Origin of the sequence: Rhodococcus sp. 14-2496-1d, assembly GCF_002259365.1 — a bacterium.
In the GTDB taxonomy this organism is placed as follows: domain Bacteria; phylum Actinomycetota; class Actinomycetes; order Mycobacteriales; family Mycobacteriaceae; genus Rhodococcoides.
Genome location: NZ_NPFV01000032.1, coordinates 18,083 through 38,743 on the forward strand (window position 1 = coordinate 18,083; position 20,661 = coordinate 38,743).

A 20,661-nucleotide genomic window follows, 5' to 3' on the forward strand; every position below is an offset into this window, starting at 1 on the left:
AATCGAAAGTCCGCACGTTGATCCCTTCGCTCATACAGTTCACATGGCCTACAGGTGAGAGCGCGGTGGTCTTGGTCGACAGAGGGATGGACGCTGCGCCGATATCCAAGCCTGGTCCATCACTCGAATCGCCGATACAGGTGCGAAATATTCAGCAAATCTTGCTACTATTGTGGGGAACGGCTGGAATTCAAAACCCCCGGCTCCTGGCCGTTCAGAGCGCCTCGCGTACCCCCCTCCCCCCCGCGCGGGGCGCTCGTATGCCGTAGGAAAATTTTGTTGTATCATGCACAATCTGATTTCTCTTTCGATGGCAATTCTCGTCGAGGCTACCGTCGAATTGACGAGTCGGTGTCGAAGAAGGTGCCGCCAATGGCCAGCAGTTGATAGTCGCAAAAGGCAGGACTCTGCTTTCAGAGTGAGAATTGGACTCTGAAAGCGGCTAGGAATGCGGCAATCCCGCTGACCTGTATCGCCGCAACAACGACAGCCACCTCTGAGCTGCGCTCGTTGGGGCAGGACCGTACGTGGCGAGGCCGGCCACCACTCAGGTGTTGTTGACGTCGAAGACTGCGCACCCCACGTGCCCCTCAGCGGACTTGCATTCCCGCTTTCGACCCGCTGCCGTCACACTGACGACGCGCCGTGCTGCATTCGCAGTCGACCACGCAAAAAAAGCACGTCGTTACGTCAAAACTCTGTCGAAACACGCGGCACTCCAGGTGTATAGGTTCCCGGGTGTCTAGCTGCGCTTTGGTGAGATGTGCATCGTAATCTCCGCAGCAACGACAATCACGCGGTTCGTGTCCAATATTGTCACCGGTACAATTAGTTGCGACGGGCTATCGGCAAAGACCGGGATGCTGTCCAGAGACGCCACAGCAACGAGATCGGTCGTAGCCTTCGTTCGGTATTCCACGGTCATTGCTTTGGGAATCCATCGATGGGAGTTCGGGACGGTGGCGTCCGTCATCAATCCGGCCGCCAGTTCGGCCATGTTGCATGCGGCAATCGCGTGAAACGTGCCGAGATGGTTGTGAACCCGCCACCTGTTCGGTGCCTCGACCCGGCACAGTCCGGGCTCGAGTGCAACCACCGTGGGCCGGATGGTGCGAAAGTAGGGGGCCTTGAATCCAAGTCCCTTCGCAAAGAGCCACGGCCCGAACGGAACCCGTTGCAAGGTCTGCCAAATTTTGAGGTTCAGGCCGACCGTCGAAAGCTCAGTGGTCATCGGGTCTTGATCCTTCCAGTCGGTCCATGGAGCGGAGGTACTGCTCACGGCGCTCGAACCAAAACAGTTGTCTGCTCCAGTATGCTCAGCGCCATAATAATAGTATGGTTAAGTGCATAGTACGACAAGGGAGACCGCATGGCGAACGCGAACAAGCTGGATTGGCAGAAGACGGCATGCATCCTGTGCGAAAACAACTGCGGGGTGATCGTCCGCACGGAAGGTCGAGCAATCGTGAAGATCCGCGGTGACCAGGACCACCCCCGGTCACTCGGTTACACGTGTAACAAGGCCCTTCAACTGGACCATTACCAGAACGGTGGGACTCGGCTCGACACACCCATGCGCCGAGAGGCCGACGGGAGCTATACCGCAGTCGGATGGGACATCGCGATCCGAGAGGTCGCCGCTCGCCTAGGATCGGTCCGCGATGCTCACGGGGGGAAGAGCATCTTCTTCTACGGTGGCGGCGGGCAGGGAAACCACTTAGGCGGGGCGTACAGCGGGGCACTTATGCGCGGACTCGGTGCCCGGTATCGGTCGAACGCGCTGGCGCAGGAGAAAACCGGTGAAGGCTGGGTCGACGCACACCTGACCGGCGGGCATACAGTCGGCGATTTCGAGCGCGCGCAGGTGAGCGTCTTCATCGGCAAGAACCCATGGCAGTCTCACGGAGTTGCCCGTGCTCGCACCGTCTTGCAGGAGATCGGCAAGGACCCGGATCGGTCGATGATCGTGCTCGACCCGGTGCGATCCGACACAGCCGCTCGCGCGGACCTTCACTTACAGATCCGCCCCGGAACCGATGCCTGGTGCCTCGCGGCCATTCTCGCTGTGATAGTCGAGGACGACCTCCTTGATCACGACTTTCTCCGCCTGCATACTCGCGGCGTCGAGCTCGTCCTGCCAACCATCCTTACGATCGATGTCGCGGCTTACGCCCTCATCTGCGGCGTCGAGGAGCGCGATATTCGTTCTGCTGCTTACTTGATCGGAACGGCTGAAAGCGTCTCGACCTACGAAGACCTCGGAGTCCAGCAGGGACCCAACAGCACGTTGGTATCATATTTGAACAAGCTGATCTGGTTACTCACCGGAAACTTCGCCAAATCAGGTGCTATGCAGAATCATTCGTGGCTGGCACCACTGGCCGACTATTCGTTGACCGAGCGACGGACACCGGTGCACAAGACTCCGATCTTCGGCGGTCTCGTTCCTGGGAACGTCATTGCCGAGGAGATATCCAACGACCACCCGGATCGATTCCGTGCCATGGTCATCGAATCGTCCAACCCCGCGCACTCGTTGGCGGACTCGCAGCGTTTCGTGCAAGCGATGGAAGATCTCGAGTTCAGCGTCGTCATCGACGTTGCTATGACCGAGACTGCTCGTCGCGCTGACTATGTGCTGCCGGCGTCGAGCCAGTTCGAGAAGTGGGAAGCGACGTTCTTCAGTCTAGAATTCCCGCACAACAGCTTTCAGCTTCGGGCACCGATCCTCGAGCCGCTGCCGGGCACTCTCTCCGAACCGGAGATCTACTCTCGATTGATCGCCGAACTCGGACTCGCCAAGCCCTTATGGCTGACCGTACTCCGCACCGCACTCAAGCTGGGTCGCAAGGTTTACGCCGCCGCTTTCCTGGCTCTTCTCAAACTGGACCGAGACTCAGCAGCATTGGCACCGTACCTGCTCTACGAAACCCTCGGCCCCACGCTTCCCCACGGCGCGAAGGCCGCCTCGGTGCTGTGGGCACTCACCCAGAAACTTCACCTGGACCATCCTCGTGCGGTCCACGCTGCGGGCCATAAAAACGCGGAAAGCCTCTTTACAGCCATCCTGGAGAACCGCTCCGGAGTGAACTTCACCGTGGACGATCTCAAGGGCGGTGCGTGGCGGTACGTCCCCGTAGCCAATCAACCCGTCTCGCTGGCCATCGCACCGCTGTTGTCGTCCCTGGCTTCATTGCGGACAGCGAGCCCTAAATACACGAGCGAGGAGTTCCCGTTCGTTCTTTCCGCGGGAGAACGTCGTGCGTTCACCGCCAACACCATTTTCCGCGACGAGAGCTGGCGGAAGCGTGGTGGCACCGGCGCATTGAGAATGAACCCGAGCGACGCTGCGAACCTGTCTCTCGTAGAAGGCGACCGAGCCACGATCACCACGAACCGCGGCTCCGCCACTGCGGTCGTAGAAGTGACAGATGCGATGCAGCCCGGCCACATTTCGCTGCCCAATGGATTTGGACTCGACCTTGCAGGTGGATCCGAACGCGTCGGGGTGGCACCGAACGACCTGACCGACTCTGATCGCCGCGACGAATACTCCTCGACGCCCTGGCACAAACATGTTCCGGCCAGGGTCGAAGCGTGGACCGGCGGCCGCTGAAGTTAATGACAATCGGACCGGACTTGGTGGGTGACGGGTGGTCTGCGTGTGGAGGCCTGGTAGTTGCGGTAAGGACATCGTTCAGCTGTGCAGTTCATGAACCAGCTATACTTCGAGGCATAATTTGATTGGAGCATGATGCCAAGGAAGACGACGGCGCGTAACGATATGTTGCGCAGCGCCGCATTGCTGTTTCGAGAGAGGGGCGTCGAAGCGACATCCGTGGCCGACGTCATAGACCATGCAGGTGCTCCTCGCGGGTCGATATACCACCACTTTCCGCGCGGACGACCTCAACTGGTCGAAGAAGCAACGCGGGTAGCCGGTGCAACCATGGGTTCGATGATCTCAGCAGGTCTCGCGTCGATGGGTCCTGCGCGGACAGTCGAAGCGATCATTGCGTGGTTCCGTGATCAACTTGTCGCGAGCGATTACGCCGCGGGTTGCCCGGTGGCACCGGTTGCGATCGAGGGACCCCAAAGCCCTGCGGCTTTGAGTGCAGCCGGGGAATCCTTCACCTCGTGGGAAGACACCATCGCGGCGTCGTTGTGGCAGAACGGAGTCGGGCAGGACCGCGCTCACGGGTTGGCCACGATGGCGATCTCCGCTATCGAAGGTGCCCTACTCCTGGCCAAAGCTCAGCGGAGCACGCGGGCGCTGGACCGCGTCGAAGAAGAGCTCGCCTTTCTGCTGGCCGCAGCTCTGGGCGGCGTGCCCTCTGGGCCAGATCGCAAGCCTTCCTGAGCGGCTCGATCCAACACTCGCACAGGCAGTTCGCCACGATGCTCAGTGCGGAGTCGCTGAGTTGCAAGAATTCGGCGGACGATGATGTTTGACTGCGATAGACCCAAGGCGCGGACGCGCAAGGTAACTGCAGTTCGATGAGAGGCCCCAAATCTTGACGTGACAGAGGTTCACACATAGAGTCAAAACTCGGTAATATGTTCCGTTGCATACTCGGCGGGACGACCTGCGAGCATCGGACGTGACGCCTTGAACACCGATAAAAGCCGACTTTTACCGACGGTCAAGAGTGTGGCTTTGAGTGATCCGCTGCCGTTGGCGTGCGGTCGTGTACTCCCCAACCGGATAATGAAGTCAGCCTTGAGCGAAGGCCTTGCTACCCGCGGGCACGGTCCGGACGCCCGACTCGAGCGTCTTTACACTCAGTGGGGTGCCGGCGGTTACGGCCTGGTAGTGACAGGCAACGTTATGGTCGATCGACGGCACCTCGGCGAACCCGGCAATGTCGTCCTCGAGGACGAACGTGACCTCGATGCCCTCACTCGGTGGTCGAAAGCGACCCGCGACGGAGGTGCGCCGATCTGGATGCAACTCAATCACCCCGGACGGCAAGCGAATCCGCTGGCAACCAGATCTCGTCCGGTTGCGCCGTCCGCGATCGGATTGAATGTGCCTGGCATGCCGACTCCACGCGAGTTGACCGGTACCGAGATCGAAGAGATCGTCGACCGCTTCGCCGCGGCGGCCTGCGTCGCTGAAACGTCAGGTTTCGACGGTGTTCAGATCCATGGTGCCCACGGATACCTGGTTTCGCAATTTTTATCGCCCTTGTCGAACAAGCGTACCGACGCGTGGGGAGGCGACATCGATGGGCGGATGCGATTCCTGCTCGAGATCGTCCGGAAAATACGCGGTGCCGTCTCACCTGGGTTCGCTCTCGGCGTCAAGCTCAATTCTGCCGATTTTCAGCGCGGCGGATTCGATGAAGAGGAATCGCGGCTCACCGTCGAGCGCCTTGCCCAAGAGCAGATCGATCTCATCGAAGTCAGTGGCGGCAGTTACGAATCCCCGGCGATGATGGGTCGTGGCAACCGGTCGCTGTCCGAGAGCACCCGCATCCGGGAAGCGTACTTCCTGGACTATGCACGCACCGTCCGTCTCGCGGCAGGAACGGTGCCGCTCGCCGTCACCGGAGGCTTTCGCACCAGAGTCGGAATGGCCGCAGCGCTTGAATCCGGCGATTGCGACGTCGTAGGGCTCGGCCGCCCTGCTGCGGTCAGCACCTCCGCAGCCAATACCTTGCTCAGCGGACAGGTGGACAGGCTCTCCGCACCCGCCATCTCGTTGAACCTGCCGTCGACGCTCCGCTCGGTGCCTGCCCTGAAGTCCCTGGACGGGGCGCTCGACTTGCAATGGCATACCGACCAGCTGCATTTGATCGGCGACGGGAACGATCCCGACCCACATCGATCCGTGTGGCGAACTGCAGTGACTACCGTGCAGCGCAACGGTATCGACGCCTTCAGGAGTACGCGCGGAGGAAACTCGTCGGCGGATATCAAAGCCAAGAAGAAGTTTCGCCTCGAGCGAGCCGTCGGGCGATACCTCGCGAACCCAATGGTTCGTGGGCTCACCGCCGTTGGCGTTCGAGTCTCACTTGTCAGCGATATCGAGACCACGGGCCGAAGAAGTGGCCTTCGTCGCTGCGTACCGGTCTCCGCTGTATTCGACGAGAACGGTGCCTGGATCATCTCGCAGCACGGCACCCGATCGGGCTGGGGCGCGAACATCACCGCGGACCCGCGCGTCCGTCTACGCCATGGGAAGCAGTGGCGAGCTGGTACCGCTGTCCTCGTCCGCAGCGACGACGTCACCGCTCGCGCACGAACCTTCGCGACCCATCCATTGCTGAGCCGTGTCGTCGCCGCCACATTCCGATCGCTTCAAACCACACCCATCTCGGTACGGGTGACGTTCGACGAGTCTCTAGGATGACGCGACGAGATCGACGGGGCGCGCCAGCGCATAGCCTCGACCTCGCACTGCACCTGGCATCTCGGCACGGTCCGTAGGCGCGGTGCAAACCCGGAGCTGAGTCTGAACGCCGAGGGTGGAGCCCACTGAGGCGTTGCCCGCCGGAATGGCCACCCGGTTGCCCGGCCGCGCTGACCCCGTGCAGGTTCGGCTATCGGGTGCCGGACCGAAGATCACCACACCGGCGGTAGACAAGCCGCGGCCGACCTCACGGATCGACGTCTACACGGGTGCATGGACTCGATGGGTACCGAGCCCCACGCGGCACGGGTGATCTGTACTTCGCCACGCTAGCGGCATGACAGCGTCAGCGATATTCAGTCACTGGCATTCCGCGGTCCGCATCGATAGGGAAATCATCTCAATGCGCCTCAGGGTTCTAGACGAATGCCACTGCGGAACAGAGGATCTCAGGACTCGCCTGTGTTACCGCCAGCCGACCGACAAGTGCTGAGCCCATCGAGTCAAACCTGACGGCACGGAATTTCGATCCTTCCTTTTTGGACGCACAACCAAGCTGCGGGCCGTGGCGTCAACAGCGACCGAGCCCAAGTGGGGCAATTTGCTATTACTCATGGTTACATATAATTTCTTAATTATGTACCGAAACATACTCGGGAGGGTCTCGTGAGGTCACAGCAGCGACGGACCGACAAACGGTCGACGTTCCGCGGGCGGTGGATAGCCCTGATGGTGATTTGTGCCGCCGAGCTACTGGTCGTCCTCGACAACACTGTTGTCAACGTCGCCTTGCCGTCGCTGGGCGTGCAACTGCTGGCAAGTATGAGTGGCCTGCAATGGGTCGTCGACGCCTACACTCTGACGTTCGCCGGACTGCTGCTAGCTTTCGGTCATCTTGGCGACCGATACGGCAGGCGTCGAGTAATGATGATCGGATTGGCTGGAATTGCCGCGATGTCGATCGGTGGAGCCGTGGCCGCCGATCTGGGTCAGGTCGTCGCCGCTCGGGCGGCTATGGGTATCTGCGCCGCAGCTGTCTTCCCCGCAACTCTGGCGCTGATCATCAATATTTTTACCGACGCGAAAGAACGTGCGCTGGCGATCGCGGCATGGACGGCTATGGCCGGCTTCGCCATCGCCATCGGCCCCACGGCCGGCGGATTTCTCCTCGAGCACTTCTCGTGGCACTCGGTGTTCTGGATCAACGTGCCCGTAGCGGTGGCCGTACTGCTTGCCACGGCAGTGTTCGTGCCCGAATCGAAAGCGTCACACGTCGGCAAATACGATCCGGTAGGTATTGCCCTGTCGTTCGGAGGTATCACGGTATTGGTCTGGGCGATCATCGAAGCTCCCCATCATGGATGGCTGTCACCGATCAGCGTCGCTGCCTACGTGGTCGCCGTCCTGTCTCTGACGGTTTTCGTCGGATGGGAGCTCAGGCACCCATCGCCGTTGTTGGACATGACATTGTTCCGAATCCGCCGGTTCTCACTGCCCGCGTTGGCGATCGCAGTTGCATACTTCAGCATGTTCGGATTTCTTTTCATGATCACCCAGTACTTCCAGGGCGTGATGGAGTTGAGCCCCTTGCAGTTCGGCATTCACTCGTTGCCGTTCGCCGCTGCGATTGCGATCGGCGCGCCTGTTGCGACGATGGTCGCTCAAAAGGTCGGGACGACTGCGGTCATCGTGGCCGGGCTGACAATCATGAGCATTGGAATGTTCTTGGCTGGGCAGACCGAGGTCAATACGCCGTACCTGGGACCGGTCGTTGTGTCGATGGTACTGATGGGGCTCGGTCTGGCCATCGTGCAGGGTCCGGCCACCGAGTCGATCATGTCGTCGGTCTCGCTGGATGAAGCCGGTGCCGGCTCTGCAGTCAACGACACCACCCGTGAAGTAGGAGGAACTCTCGGAGTGGCAGTCCTCGGTTCGACTATAGCGTCGATCTACACAACACTGGTCGCGCCTAGAGTCGATGTCATACCGGACTCCCTGATGAATGACTACCAAAAAAGTTTCGCACGCGAGACCGTCATCAGCGTGATCGAAATCAACGATACGCCGATCAGTCCGATATTCGCGCAGCAGCGAGCGGACTTGGTCTTTGCGATGAAAGACGCAGCGCTACAGGGTTTTCAGATTGCATCGTTCGTCACGGTCGGCGCATCGATGGCGTGCGCAGTGGCAGTAGCAATCTTCCTACCGTGGTCACGCGCAAGCACCGAAAGTGTATTGCTCTCGTGGCGGGACAAGTCGACCGAGCGAGGGCAATGAGATGACTGGGACCTCTTCGAAGCTCACAGGCGCGCACCGATTCACCGTGGGACGCGGTTTCACCGGCCTTCGCTGGACCGATGTCGCCACTACCTTGACGCCGGAGGCACGTACTTTTCTCCGCCGAGAGTTCATACCCATTGCCGTAGAGACGTTTTCCGGTACCACAGCGGACTTCTGGGACGAATGGTTGGCCGACGAACGCCTGGACGACCTGCACGGCCTTGTTCTCGTTCTCGATGCTGACGGGATCCCCGCTGCATGGGTCGCAAGCAACCAGCGGGTGTTCGGCGGTCGGACATGCTTCTACGCCAATTCTGCCGGCGTTCGCCCGCAGTATCAGGGCGCAGGACTGTCGAGCGCGATCTGGCGCGCGCTGCTCACCAGTGCCATTCGGGAGTCGTTCCCACGACGACTTCACGCAGTCATGCGCACCGCGAATCCGCTGGTGTACGGAGCGTGGTCTGCAGCGGCTGGAGGGATCGCGAACACCTACCCGTCTGCGGGTACCGCGGCGATACCCGAGAGCATCCGTCGTGTTGCCTTCGATGTGGCCACAGATCTCGGCCAACAGCAACGGTTCTCGCCCGACACCCTCGTGATCGAAAACGCATACGAGAACACCGCTAACGGCCTGTGGGCACAACCGCCGACATCTGATCGCACGGATATCGACGAATGGATGAGATCGATCCTCGGACCCAAGGATGCGATCGTGCTGGTGGTGATCTTCCACCCCATATCGATCCTGTTCAGCGAAGCAGTTCGGGTCGTACGGCGTCGTTTCGGGCTGGCATCCAAACGTACGTCTCGCGAGAGATAGTCGACGTCCGAGTATCCCGCCCCTTGACTGCGTATTCGAAGTAAACTCTCCAAATACGACTACTATGCACCATTGCATAGTACGATCATGCGGAGCCATCTCCGCCGTAAGGCCGCTGGCCGGATACACATGCATCATGCCCACCTTTCTCTGCGGACCGTCCGCCTGTGAAAGCCAACCAGAAGGGGCTAATAGAATGAAGACGTACGACGCTGTAGTGATCGGCGGCGGATTGGCCGGCTTGACAAGCGCCGCAGCGCTCGCCGCCGCGGGGAAGAAAGTTGTTGTTCTCGAGCAATATTCCGTCGTCGGGGGTAGCACTCACGTGTTCAGGCGTAAGGGCAAGTGGGAGTGGCAGGTGGGAGTACACCACGTCGCCGACTGTGGCCCGAATGGCGATATGCCTACCGTTTTCCGAGGGCTGGGCCTCGAGGAGCACATCACCTACGTTCCCATGGATCGCACCGGTTACGAGCGGTACGTGTTCCCGGACTTGGTGTTCGAGCCAGCAGCAGACTGGGACGAGTTCATGACTCGGCTGACCGGATTGTTTCCTAAAGAGCGCGCAAATCTCGAAAAGTTCTTCAAGGTGGTGCGCAAGTGCGGTAGCGCCGTCGACCGTGGACCCGCGACATCGTCCGCTGGAGGGATCACGAAAGCCGCGGTCAAGCTGGGACTGCACGCGCCACTGGCCACGATGTCGACCACGGCGGTGATGAACCACTACAACTTGAGCAGCCGAGTGCAAACCTTGCTCACCACATCACCGTGCGGAAGTCTGAACTGCCCACCGGACCGATTCCCGTTCATCGCCTTCTCCACCTTCTGGTATCTCTTCGTTACCGGCGGGGCATGGTTCCCCAGCGGCGGGGGGCAGGTATTTTCATCGAACCTTGTTCGAGTGATCGAACAGTTCGGCGGCGACGTGGTCACCGGAGCATTCGCCGAGGAGATTCTGGTGGAGAACGGACGCGCAGCAGGCGTACGACTCAAAGGCGGTGCCACATACCGCGCTGACACCGTCGTGTGCACAGCCGATATCAAGAAGACCTACAACAATCTGATCCCCGCATCGGCAATGAAGCCGTCACATCAAAAACGGGTCAACAACTACCGTATGGCGACACCGTTCTTCAACGCATTCTTGGGTGCCGACGTCGACCTCGCCGCGCTCTACCCCAACCGAGATCACTTTTCGATGCCAACATGGACGACTTACGGCGAGATCGAACGCTTGCTGAAGTTCCAGGACGGCGACACTCCCGAGCGATGGATGGACCGAGTACGGCCGGTACTCCCCGCGTACATTCACTGCTCCAGCATGAAAGACCCTGTGCCGGGACGGTATGCACCGGAAGGTTCAAGCTCCCTCGAGGTCATGTTTCCCATCCCGATGGACTATCGACTGTGGGCGACCGGCGCGGCCGATGTCCGCGATCATGACTACTCGAGAAGCGACACGTACTCAACCATCAAGGAATTCCTCACGGACCGAATGATCGACCGCGCAACAGAGATCTTTCCGGAACTCGACGGTCATATTGTTCATCGCGAAGCCGCAACTCCGATAACCCAGGAGCGCTACACACAATCGAGCGACGGTTCGTCCTACGGGATCGAGTGGAACATGCGGCAGAACGCACTGTTGCGTCCCGGGCCGAAAACTCATATCGAAGGACTTTTTCTCGCCGGTGCAAGTTGCCGACAGGGACCAGCAACCGAAGGGGTGTTGCTCTCCGGGATTATCACCGCTGGAACAATTCTCGGCCGCGACCTGCTTTCGGAGTTCCGTTCCGGAAAGCAACTCGTTCCAGCGGGAACGATACCGTCGGTTCCTGCCGGATGGGATCCGCTTGCAGCGGCCAAGGGGCAGCGCGTGAAAGCCCCCCGGGTTTCGGCGTCGGACTCGACTGCCCTCTGACTCGACCAGCGCGGTTGATCGTCGGTGCTAGCTGACTGCCGTTCCACCAAGGCCCAACGGACCGGCGTTACGCTTGTCGCGGGGGTGCGTGCCCAGCACCCCCGCGACATTCCCACCAGCCAATATCGAAGTCGCGACCCTAGTCACTGAACGATCCACGACGCTGCTCGACATGTGCTGCACCGATCGGCCGGGCCGCGGCTTCGGTCACACATATGGAGCGCACAGCACTGCGCCCGACCCGATTCACCCCGCTAGATGATGTCGCCCGCCGCTTTGGAACGGCCCAAACTGATCTCCGATTGGTGACCAGCGTGATGCAAATTCCGTTGATACGCAACAATTCCGGGCAAGACACGATAAATGGCATCGATGAGGTCGCAAACACTCTGCGCTATGGGATCGCCCAGGTGTGACAGTTTGTAGTCGACGCCTCTCGCATCGAGCTCCGACCGACTGCGGTCGACGAGACCGTCCGCTTCGAGCCGCTGGAGCGTACGCGACAACATCCTGTCAGTAATCCCGTCGACCGCACGTTTGACCTGCGCGAAACGAAGCGGGCCGTCGACCAGCGCAGCCAAAACCAGCGAACCCCATCGCCCGGTCGCATGTTCGAGCACTTCCCGGGACACGCAATCGGGATCGAACACACTCATACCCGTGGCGCGCCCTCCCGGACCATCCATCATCGAATTTTAGCAGTTGCCCTGAGCATTATTTCACTATACTTTAGTAAGTAATCACGCACAGAGCGCGACCGCATCCGGTAGCCGGTCCTCGCCAGGACCCCCACCGGAGCACACAACCTCGAACCTCTCGGAGCCAAACAATGACCATAGGACACATCGGAATACTGGGAAGCGGAATGATCGGGGCAGGTGTGGCGCGGCTCGCCGCCGATGCAGGACTCAAGGTCACCATCAGTAATTCTAGAGGACCGGAATCCTTGATCGACCTTGTCTACGAGCTCGGGGATCGCGCCGTCGCCGACACTGTCACCAATCTCATCGCCAACTGCGATACGATCGTTGTCGCTGTACCCCTAGCAGCATGGAAAGCCCTGCCGGGCAAAGCTTTTGCAGGAAAAACACTGTTGGACGCAACCAACTATTACCCGGACAGATTCGGCAAGATCGATGAGCTCGACGCCAGCGGCCTCACGTCGAGCGAGTTCCTTCAGCAAGCGTGGCCCGCCGCCGCCCTCGTCAAAACGCTCAACACTGTCGACTACGTTCGACTTCCGCGACTAGCTGTCAAGACAGCCGGATCGGTCCGCACGGCCTTACCCGTAGCAGGAGACTCCGCCGACGCCCGAAACCGAGCCACCGCATTTCTGGATGCAATCGGCTTCGACACGGTCGACCTCGGCGAGTTGCGGCACGGGTGGAGATTCGAGCCAGGAACACCCACTCACGTGGCACCGTACTCGCGCGAGAAAGAGCCTTTCAGCGACGATCCGTACACGCGTTTCCTCGAAGCCGAGACCGTACCGGTCCCCACCGAGGATGCACTGCGACTTCTGAACGCGGCTACACGAGAATGATCGTGTGGGGATCCCGGAAACGGGTCTACGGTCCGGCATCCCCACCGAAGATTTCCGGTCGATTACCCGCTCGTGCAGATAAACGCATGATCGCGAGTGCGTTGTCAAAACCCATGACAGAGCCACTCGCACCTGCCGAAGTGTCCACCTCAGCGTCGTCACGCGACTTCGCTGACCCGATTCCGCAGGCGCAGACCAGTCGAGACGAGCAGGCAACGTCGGTTGCTCGGTCGACTTTACAACGCCAGGTCGATGCCGGCCTTCGGTTTCGACAGCGCCGTAGCGACTTCAGCGAACATCGTGGATTTGATGGCACCGAGGGTGACCGCATCCTTGCCGACCAGCGGGCTGACCATGTCCGAGGCCGCCGACATCAAGGCGTCGATGTCTGCGGTCGCGTCGATCAATCCGGCGATGCGGGCCTCCTCGCCGGAAAATCGTCTACCGGTCGTCATGGCGGCGACCGCTGTTCCGGGGGTCGTCTTGGCCTGGATCAGGGCCGCCATACCCGCGGTGAACGGAATCTTCACGTCCACTTCGGGGAAGCAGAAGTAACCTCGATCGGTTCGCATCACCCGAAAATCGTGCGCGGTAGCCAGCATTGCTCCGGCACCGAACGCGTGACCGTTCACTGCCGCAACGGTCGGCAACGGCAACGTGAGAATGCGAGCGAGCAGCGACTCCACGGTGTCGAAATACCAGTCGAGCCGATCTCGGTGGCCGGTCATCCACTCCACGTCGAGTCCGTTGGAAAAGAATTTGCCCGAACCGACGGTGACCAGTCCGGTCGGCTTTCCTTCGGTGACTACATCGAGCGCCGAGTTCATCGACTCCAACCAGTTGGGCGAGAAACGATTCTCGTCGGTGCCGACATCCAGAACGGCCACCTCGCCGCGGTAATCGACGGATACCGTCATGTCACAACTCCAGTCTCGACTGCGCGTGTGCCGTAGGTGCCGGCGAGTCCATCGGTTCGCACGGTCAGATCGACGCATTGATCGGCGACCGTCGCGAACATCGTCATGACCAAAGGGTCGTGTCCTGCGACGAGGGTGATCCCCGGCTTGTCGGCCAGTGACCGAAACCGCTCGTACGTGCCGAATGTCTGCACGAAATCCGAACAGGTGTGGAAGGGGCGGTCCAAGATCATCTCGTCGTAGAAGTGCAACGCATCCGAGCCGAGTACGACTACGCCCGCGGCCGTATCGACGCTGGTGACGAGTTGTCCGGGAGTATGCCCGGGCATGCGGGACAACCGAATTCCCGGGAATAGCTCCTCGTCGTCGTCCACGATCAGTCGCAGCCGCCCGTCCTCGCGGCGTTCCTCGATCAGCGCGATCTCAGCAGCTTCCACCGGCCAGGCTATGGCCGGCCTGTCCGCGTACGGCCCTGTCCAGTAGTCGAATTCGGTTGCAGCCATGCTGAACGTGGCGTTGTCGAAGAGCCCGACGTTGCCCACGTGGTCGTAGTGCATGTGCGTCAGAACCACATGGTCGATCTCCGACGGAGTGGTACCCATTCGCGCCAGCAGCTCGACGGGATCGGTCTCCTGCAGGCGATTTCGTCGTCGTCCCCGTTCGCGGTCGTAACCGCAGTCGACGAGAACGGTGCGATCCTGGTTGCGCACCAGCCAGAAGTAGTAGTCCATCGGGTAGTGCGCGTCGGGCTCGCCGTAGATTCCGTAGTGGAAGTACGCGGTGCTCTTTCGGCTTTCCGCCTCCGGCAACGCGGCATACCGCAGCGCGAAAGCGTCGTACACGGCGGCGGTCACGGGAGACTGGTGGTCGGCGCGAGCGTGTGGTCTACCGGCACGATGTGGGAACCGGCGAACCGGTCCATCATCAGAGCGGCAACGTTGACGTCCGCTTCGCGGCCCATCTCGTTGACACAGATCTGATAGAAGTCCTTGACCTGGTTGCCCAGATGCATCGGCACGTCTGCGTCGACACCCATCTGACAAGCCAGGCGAATATCCTTGTGCAACAACCCGACTGTGAAACCCGAAGTCAGGTGGCCTGCGAGGATGTCTGCGACGAACGTTTCGAGGTGGAAATTTCGGCCGGAGCTCGCGAGAAAGATCTCGAGTGCCTTCTTCGGGTCGACGCCGTTCTTCGCAGCGAGAGTGAGAGCTTCGAGACTCACCATGCGATTGACCGCGGACAGCATGTTGTTGGCCAGTTTCGTCACGTGCCCCGCTCCGATGCCTCCGGCGTGAAACACGTTGGGGCTGATGGCCCGGAGAATCGGCACCACCTTGTCGTATTGCGATTCCTCCGCGCCCACCATGATGGCGATGGTGCCGCTGTCCGCACCCATCGGACCGCCACTGACCGGGGCGTCGACGAATTCGATCCCGCGAGCGGCGAGCGTCGCGGCTATCTCACGAGTCGCCACCGGATCGCCGGTCGTCTGATCGAGAACGAGTGTCCCCTTCGCCGCGCTGTCCGCTACACCGCCGTCGTCGAAGATCACCGAGCGAACGTGGTCTGACGTCGGCAGGCACAGGAGGATGACGTCGCACTGCGCCGCCAGATCGGCCACACTCGAGCACGCCGTGGCACCGCGTTCGACCAGACTCGCCACAGCGGCTTCGCTGCGGTCGAAGACAAATAGCGGGTGCTCGAGTACGACGCGACGCGCGAGCCGGCCGCCCATGTTTCCCAGACCTACGTAACCAATTTTCACGGTGGTGCTCTTTCCGACCTCGACTCGAGGCCTGTGTCGATGGAACGGGTGGTGCGGTCAGGCTTCGGCGCGCATGTCGGAGAACGTTTTCGAGGCTACGAGAAGCGCTTTGCGCGCCATGGGAACGCCGACGTACCCCATCAGATGCAGGATCACCTCGGTGAGTTCTTCCTCGGAGTAGCCGTGTCGACGAGCGAAGCGTAGGTGCAGCCCCAGCGCCTCGGTCTGACCGGTCGCCACATCCGACGCGACGGTGACGAGGCATCGGGTCTTGATGTCCAGGCCCTCGCGGGACCACAACACCCCGAAGATCACTTCCTGGGTCAGATCGCCGAACTTCGCCATGATCGGGTCGTCGTCGTAGACGGCGGCGTCGAGCTTGTCGATGGCCTCGCCGCCCATCAGCTCACGCCGAACGGCCCTCCCCTTGGCCCGCAGGTCCGGTTCACTCATGTCCCGTTGCCTCCGATTTTGCTCCGAGGGTGGCGATGTCGAGAACAAACCGGTAGCGGACGTCACCCTTGACGAGACGGTCGTAGGACGCGTCGATCTCGTCGGCCCCGACCAACTCGATCTCCGCACCGATGTTGTGTTCGGCACAGAAGTCGAGCATCTCCTGCGTCTCGCCGATGGATCCGATGCGGGTACCGGCGATGGAGCGGCGGTGGCTGATGAAGTGGAACGCTTCGGCGGTGATCGGCCCCTTCGGAACGCCGATGATGACGAACGTCCCGTTCAGAGTCAGCGTCGACAGGAACGCGTTGTAGTCGAGATTGGCCGGAACGGTGGAGATGATCAGGTCCAGGGAGTCGGCGAGATCGGTGAACACGTCCGGTTCCGTGGTGAGGTGAAACTCGTCGGCTCCCAGCCGAAGCGCGTCCCCACGCTTTTCCTCGGCGAGGTCGAACACGACCGTGTGGGCACCCATGGCCGCACTGATCTGAACACCGACATGGCCGAGTCCACCGAATCCGACGATTCCCACTCGCGTTCCGGGTCCGACGTTCCAGTGTCGCAATGGCGAATACAGTGTGATGCCTGCGCACAGCAGGGGTGCCGCGGTGTCCATCGGCATGCCGTCCGGCAGGTGCAGCACATAGCGGTCGTCGACGACGACGCGGTCGCTGTATCCGCCCTGGGTGACAGTGCCGTCACGGTCGATCCAGTTGTAGGTCTGGGTGTTTCCCTTGCGGCAGTACTGCTCGAGCCCCTCACGGCAACGGTCGCATTCCTGACAGGAATTCACCATGCACCCCACCGCCGCCCGGTCGCCCACGGCGAAACCGGTCACCTGATCACCCACCGCACGGACGTGGCCGACGATCTCGTGCCCGGGCACGATCGGAAACTTGGTGGCACCCCAGATCTCTCGGGCACGGTCGACGTCGGAGTGGCACAGGCCGCAGAAGGCGATGTCGATCTCGACATCGTGCGGGCCCACCGCGCGCCGGGCGATCTCCATCGGGGCGAACGGTTGGTCTTTGCCGGTGACACCACGGGCGTGAGCGAGGGTCATTCTCTACTCCTTCGTGTGAGGGGAGGATCTTCGAGGACGGTAGATGAACGGGCTACGCCGTACGAGCAGAATCGTCGGCCGCGCCGTCGTTCGGAACGGAAGCGGTTGTGGCCGTGAGTTCGTCGGCTCGAACGATGCGCTGCAGTGCGAACACGACCACGATGGCGACAGCGACCGGCACCAGGAGCGAGAGGTACATGTTCTCGGTGGAGACGACGGCCAGCGCATATCCCACCGCGATCGGCGACACGATTGTGCCCACCCGGGCGACACCGAGCATCGAGCCGTAGCCCTTGGCGCGGGCCAACACGGGATACATCGAGGTCGAGAGCGCGGTGAACACGCCCGCGACTCCGTAGAGGGCGGCACCGAGCACGGCGGCCATGATCAAGGCCAGCGTGAAGGCGGCTTGGAGCAGCAGCGAGAAGGCCACCAACGACACCAGAGCGACCGTCAACATGGTCCAGCCGATCCGGGTGACCGGATGCCTCAGGCTCAGCACGCCGAACAGCAACGCGCCCAAGACGGTTCCGATGCTGACCAGAATTCCGGCGAGGGCCCCGCTACCGACGTCGCCACTGACGTTGGTGATCAACTGCGGGGTCCAACTGCCGACGAAGTAGTACGACGCAGTGACGATGCTGTAACCACCCCACAGCAGGAGTGTGCGTTTGCGCAGTTCCGCGCCGAGCAGGTACACCTTCTGGCCGCTGTCCGGTAGATCGTCCGCTGCGGGCGATGCGTCGTCGTCGACTGCGTCGTTGTCCATTCGAGCCGAAATCGCGTCGGCCTTGGCGATGGACTCGGCGGTCCCGACTCGGGTCAGGTACTTCACCGACTCCGGCATGAAGAACACCGACAGCGTGAACGCGGCAACTGTCAGCGCGGCCCCGATCCAGAAGAGCCCCCGCCACGAACCGTCGGCCACCGAGATGATCGCGGCACCCGATGCGCCGGCGACCATGCTGCCGATCGGGTAACCGATCATGACGATACCGATGGCGAGGTTTCCCTTCGACCGCGGCGCGATTTCCTTGCCGAGCACCATGATGACGACGCCGATCGTTCCGATGGCGACACCGGTGACGAATCGCGCGCCGAGCAGAACCGCGAAGCTGGGTGCGAGAGCGGAGACGCCCAATCCGACGATGTTGAGGATCAATCCCAGCAGGATGGTCCGTCGCCGCCCGACGATGTCGGCCAGGCGCGCCAGCAACGTCGCCCCGACTCCCATTCCGGCCAGAGCGGCACTGATGAGATATCCCTTCTCGGCCGTGGTGGCGAAGCCGTCCGGAAGCAACGGAAGCGCGAAGCCCATGATGAAGATGTCGTATCCGTCGAGCATGTTCAACAACATGCACAGCAGGACGATCCCGAACTGGAAGGGACGCATCCCCACCCATCGACGCTCGGTTTTCGGCGATGTCATGTGCTCTCCAGCGGTAGAAAACGGGGGCAGCGTACGCCGCGGTCGCACCGCAGCTCACCAGGTCGATCCGATTCGAGCGCCCGCGGGTGACCGCTGCGACAGGAGCCGTTGACGAGTAACCCTAGTCACATCAGTGGGAAAGTTCAATGGTTAGTCCATTTAGTGATGTGCATCTTTCGGATGGGTGACATCAGCCATAAAGACAACTAGATTGATCAATTTAGCTGTAGGTTTTAACGGTGCCTCAGTCGGAACCGCTCGCCGCAGAGCTTCGAGAATCCCTCCGCCCTATCTGGCGGCGACTCACCGCTGGCCGATCGATGTCGGTCGGCAAACTCGGGATACTGGCGTATCTCGCCGGACGGGGACCGGCCACCGCGTCGACTCTCGCGACCGCGGAGACGGTCAGCCCGCAGGCAATCGCCACTGCTGTGCGCGAGCTGCACACTCTGGGCCTGGTGGCGAAGACGCCCGACACCGACGATCGGCGTCGACAGTGGATAGAGATCACCGAGGCGGGGCGACGAACACTGGCCGAGGAGCGATCGCGTGGACTCGAGTGGCTGGCCGTTGCCATCGACACCCGGCTGACCCCGCGCGAGCAATCCACCCTCGCGGAGATCGTTCCCATTCTGCGCACCCTCGTGGACGAGTCGGACGCATGATCGACTCTGCAACCCATCGCCGCCTGCTACCGGTGCTCGTCTACGCCGCACTCACCAGCGCGGTGGTCAGCTCTCTGGGAATGCTCCTCGTCCCCACCATCTCCGACGAACTAGGTGTGGAGGTCAGTACCGGTCAGTGGATGCTGACGGTGAATCTCCTCGTTGGAGCCGTGTCGACCCCGATCATGGGCCGACTCAGCGACGGTCCGCACCGCACCCGCCTGCTGGTGTGGTCGCTGGTGATCATCGCAGCCGGGTCCGTCGTCGCCGCGACGGCCACGAACTTCCCCATGTTCCTGCTCGGACGCGGGATGCAGGGGCTGAGCTACGGCATAGTTCCGGTGACGATCGCTCTCGCGCGGCGATACCTCGCCGAGGACAAGGTCCGACACGGAATATCGAGTCTGTCCGTCACCGTCACCACCGGCTTGGGCGTCGGTTACCCGTTGACCGGGATACTCGCCGCGACGGTCAGCTTCCGCCTTGCCTTCTGGTGCGCCGCAATTTTCCTGGCCACGACGATCGTCGTCGTCTGTCTCGTCGTCCCGAAAGGGCCGGACGAGCAGGCTCCCCGCGCCCCCTTCGACTTCGTCGGTGCCGTGTCGATCGGCCTCGGACTGTCGCTGATGCTCATCGCCGTCAGCGAGGGATCGCAGTGGGGCTGGTCTGCCGCGCCGACGGTGGGCCTGTTCGCGGCGGCGGCGGCAACGATGGCCGCGTGGACCGCGGTCGAACTTCGCTCGCGCAACCCCCTGGTCGACCTGCGGGTGTTTCGCAACGCCGATGTGCTGGTGGCCAACTGCACGGCCATCGGACTCGGGGCCGTCATGTACATCGGCCTGTCCATCGGCAGTCTGGTGGCCCAGTCTCCAGCGTCGACCGGATACGGGATCGCCCTACCGCTGTTCTGGGCCGGATTCGTGATGCTCCCGTTGTCGGTGGGCAGCTTCGGGGCCAATCGACTGGTCCGCGCCGTATCGCATCGGGTACCACTGCGACTGTTGCTACTGATCGGTGCCGGACTCGTCACGGCGTCGGCCGTCCAACTGTGGGTCGCACACGATGCGTTGTGGGAGATCATGATCGGCATGTTCGGCTTCGGCGCAGGCATGGGAATGACGTATGCCGCCATGCCCGCCCTGATCGCCAGGAGTGTCGCGGACACCCAACTCGGTAGTGCCGTGAGCTTCAACCAGGTACTGCGGACGGTCGGTGGATCCTTCGGCAGCGCGGTGTCCGGCGCGGTGCTCGCCGCGCATCTAGGACCGAGCACGCGGCCCACCAGCACCGGCATCGACCTGGCGTTCTCGATCGGTGCAATCGGGTGCTGCGTCGTCTTCCTGGCCCTGTCCGTCAACTACGTTCTCTCGCGCGCGAACCACCGCGCGGACCGGGTCGCGCCGGTGCCCCAATAGACGTACGTCGCACTCGATGATTGCAGTGACGA

Annotated in this window: 17 protein-coding genes and 1 pseudogene; 10 read left to right on the plus strand and 8 right to left on the minus strand. The window is 61.6% G+C overall.

Features of this window, described 5'->3' with window-relative positions; genetic code table 11:
• Positions 1–742: 742 nt before the first annotated feature.
• Positions 743–1,231: a hotdog fold domain-containing protein gene (locus tag CH296_RS26525; protein ID WP_094685997.1), complete on the minus strand. Its 489-nt coding sequence runs from the start codon at positions 1,229–1,231 to the stop codon at positions 743–745.
• 138 nt (positions 1,232–1,369) lie between these two features.
• Between CH296_RS26525 and CH296_RS26530 the strand changes: the two genes are divergently transcribed.
• The 7 genes and pseudogenes from CH296_RS26530 to CH296_RS26555 all read left to right on the plus strand — a co-directional run bounded on the left by CH296_RS26530 (position 1,370) and on the right by CH296_RS26555 (position 11,376).
• A complete protein-coding gene (locus tag CH296_RS26530) occupies positions 1,370–3,616 on the plus strand; it encodes a molybdopterin-dependent oxidoreductase (protein ID WP_094685998.1) in 2,247 nt (748 codons plus the stop codon).
• 168 nt (positions 3,617–3,784) lie between these two features.
• Positions 3,785–3,913: pseudogene (locus CH296_RS29700) on the plus strand (helix-turn-helix domain-containing protein); the annotation flags it as partial.
• A 45-nt stretch (positions 3,914–3,958) separates the two neighbouring features.
• Positions 3,959–4,360 carry a hypothetical protein gene (locus CH296_RS26535; RefSeq protein ID WP_256980597.1) on the plus strand — a complete coding sequence of 134 codons (402 nt, stop codon included), beginning with the start codon at positions 3,959–3,961 and terminating at the stop codon, positions 4,358–4,360.
• 291 nt (positions 4,361–4,651) lie between these two features.
• Positions 4,652–6,355, plus strand: coding sequence for a nitroreductase family deazaflavin-dependent oxidoreductase (locus CH296_RS26540; protein WP_306436984.1), 1,704 nt, complete (start codon positions 4,652–4,654; stop codon positions 6,353–6,355).
• A 729-nt stretch (positions 6,356–7,084) separates the two neighbouring features.
• Positions 7,085–8,632: an MFS transporter gene (locus CH296_RS26545; protein WP_094686001.1), complete on the plus strand. Its 1,548-nt coding sequence runs from the start codon at positions 7,085–7,087 to the stop codon at positions 8,630–8,632.
• A 1-nt stretch (position 8,633) separates the two neighbouring features.
• Positions 8,634–9,455, plus strand: a complete 822-nt coding sequence (locus CH296_RS26550; protein ID WP_094686002.1) for a GNAT family N-acetyltransferase — start codon at positions 8,634–8,636, stop codon at positions 9,453–9,455.
• Positions 9,456–9,651: 196 nt separating this feature from the next.
• Positions 9,652–11,376, plus strand: a complete 1,725-nt coding sequence (locus CH296_RS26555) for an NAD(P)/FAD-dependent oxidoreductase (protein WP_179277826.1) — start codon at positions 9,652–9,654, stop codon at positions 11,374–11,376.
• A gap of 254 nt (positions 11,377–11,630) precedes the next feature.
• On the opposite strand, the gene CH296_RS26560 is transcribed toward CH296_RS26555, so the two are convergent.
• Complete coding sequence (locus CH296_RS26560; RefSeq protein ID WP_179277827.1) at positions 11,631–12,032, minus strand: helix-turn-helix domain-containing protein; 402 nt, start codon at positions 12,030–12,032, stop codon at positions 11,631–11,633.
• 83 nt (positions 12,033–12,115) lie between these two features.
• On the opposite strand from CH296_RS26560, the gene CH296_RS26565 reads away from it, so the two are divergent.
• Complete coding sequence (locus CH296_RS26565; RefSeq protein ID WP_256980593.1) at positions 12,116–12,919, plus strand: NADPH-dependent F420 reductase; 804 nt, start codon at positions 12,116–12,118, stop codon at positions 12,917–12,919.
• Between the two features lie 236 nt (positions 12,920–13,155).
• Here the strand turns inward: CH296_RS26565 and CH296_RS26570 are convergent, their stop codons facing one another.
• Genes CH296_RS26570 through CH296_RS26595 form a run of 6 tightly spaced genes read right to left on the minus strand, consistent with a single transcriptional unit; the run spans position 13,156 to position 18,549 of the window.
• Entirely contained in the window at positions 13,156–13,836 is a 681-nt protein-coding gene (locus tag CH296_RS26570; RefSeq protein WP_094686006.1) for an enoyl-CoA hydratase-related protein, read from the minus strand.
• Positions 13,833–14,690, minus strand: coding sequence for an N-acyl homoserine lactonase family protein (locus tag CH296_RS26575; RefSeq protein WP_094686007.1), 858 nt, complete (start codon positions 14,688–14,690; stop codon positions 13,833–13,835). Before CH296_RS26575 ends, CH296_RS26570 begins: the two co-directional genes overlap by 4 nt.
• Complete coding sequence (locus CH296_RS26580) at positions 14,687–15,604, minus strand: NAD(P)-dependent oxidoreductase (protein ID WP_094686008.1); 918 nt, start codon at positions 15,602–15,604, stop codon at positions 14,687–14,689. Before CH296_RS26580 ends, CH296_RS26575 begins: the two co-directional genes overlap by 4 nt.
• A 57-nt stretch (positions 15,605–15,661) precedes the next feature.
• The gene (locus tag CH296_RS26585; protein WP_094686009.1) at positions 15,662–16,057 is read right to left on the minus strand and encodes a carboxymuconolactone decarboxylase family protein; all 396 of its coding nucleotides are present in this window, start codon (positions 16,055–16,057) and stop codon (positions 15,662–15,664) included.
• Positions 16,050–17,120, minus strand: coding sequence for an NAD(P)-dependent alcohol dehydrogenase (locus CH296_RS26590; RefSeq protein WP_094686010.1), 1,071 nt, complete (start codon positions 17,118–17,120; stop codon positions 16,050–16,052). The genes CH296_RS26585 and CH296_RS26590 overlap by 8 nt, the downstream gene beginning before the upstream one ends.
• A gap of 52 nt (positions 17,121–17,172) precedes the next feature.
• Entirely contained in the window at positions 17,173–18,549 is a 1,377-nt protein-coding gene (locus CH296_RS26595) for an MFS transporter (RefSeq protein WP_256980580.1), read from the minus strand.
• A 239-nt stretch (positions 18,550–18,788) separates the two neighbouring features.
• Between CH296_RS26595 and CH296_RS26600 the strand changes: the two genes are divergently transcribed.
• Positions 18,789–19,214 (plus strand): MarR family winged helix-turn-helix transcriptional regulator, encoded by a 426-nt coding sequence (locus tag CH296_RS26600; RefSeq protein WP_256980581.1) that lies wholly within the window; start codon positions 18,789–18,791, stop codon positions 19,212–19,214.
• Positions 19,211–20,629, plus strand: coding sequence for an MFS transporter (locus CH296_RS26605; RefSeq protein WP_094686012.1), 1,419 nt, complete (start codon positions 19,211–19,213; stop codon positions 20,627–20,629). The genes CH296_RS26600 and CH296_RS26605 overlap by 4 nt, the downstream gene beginning before the upstream one ends.
• The last annotated feature ends 32 nt before the right edge of the window (positions 20,630–20,661 follow it).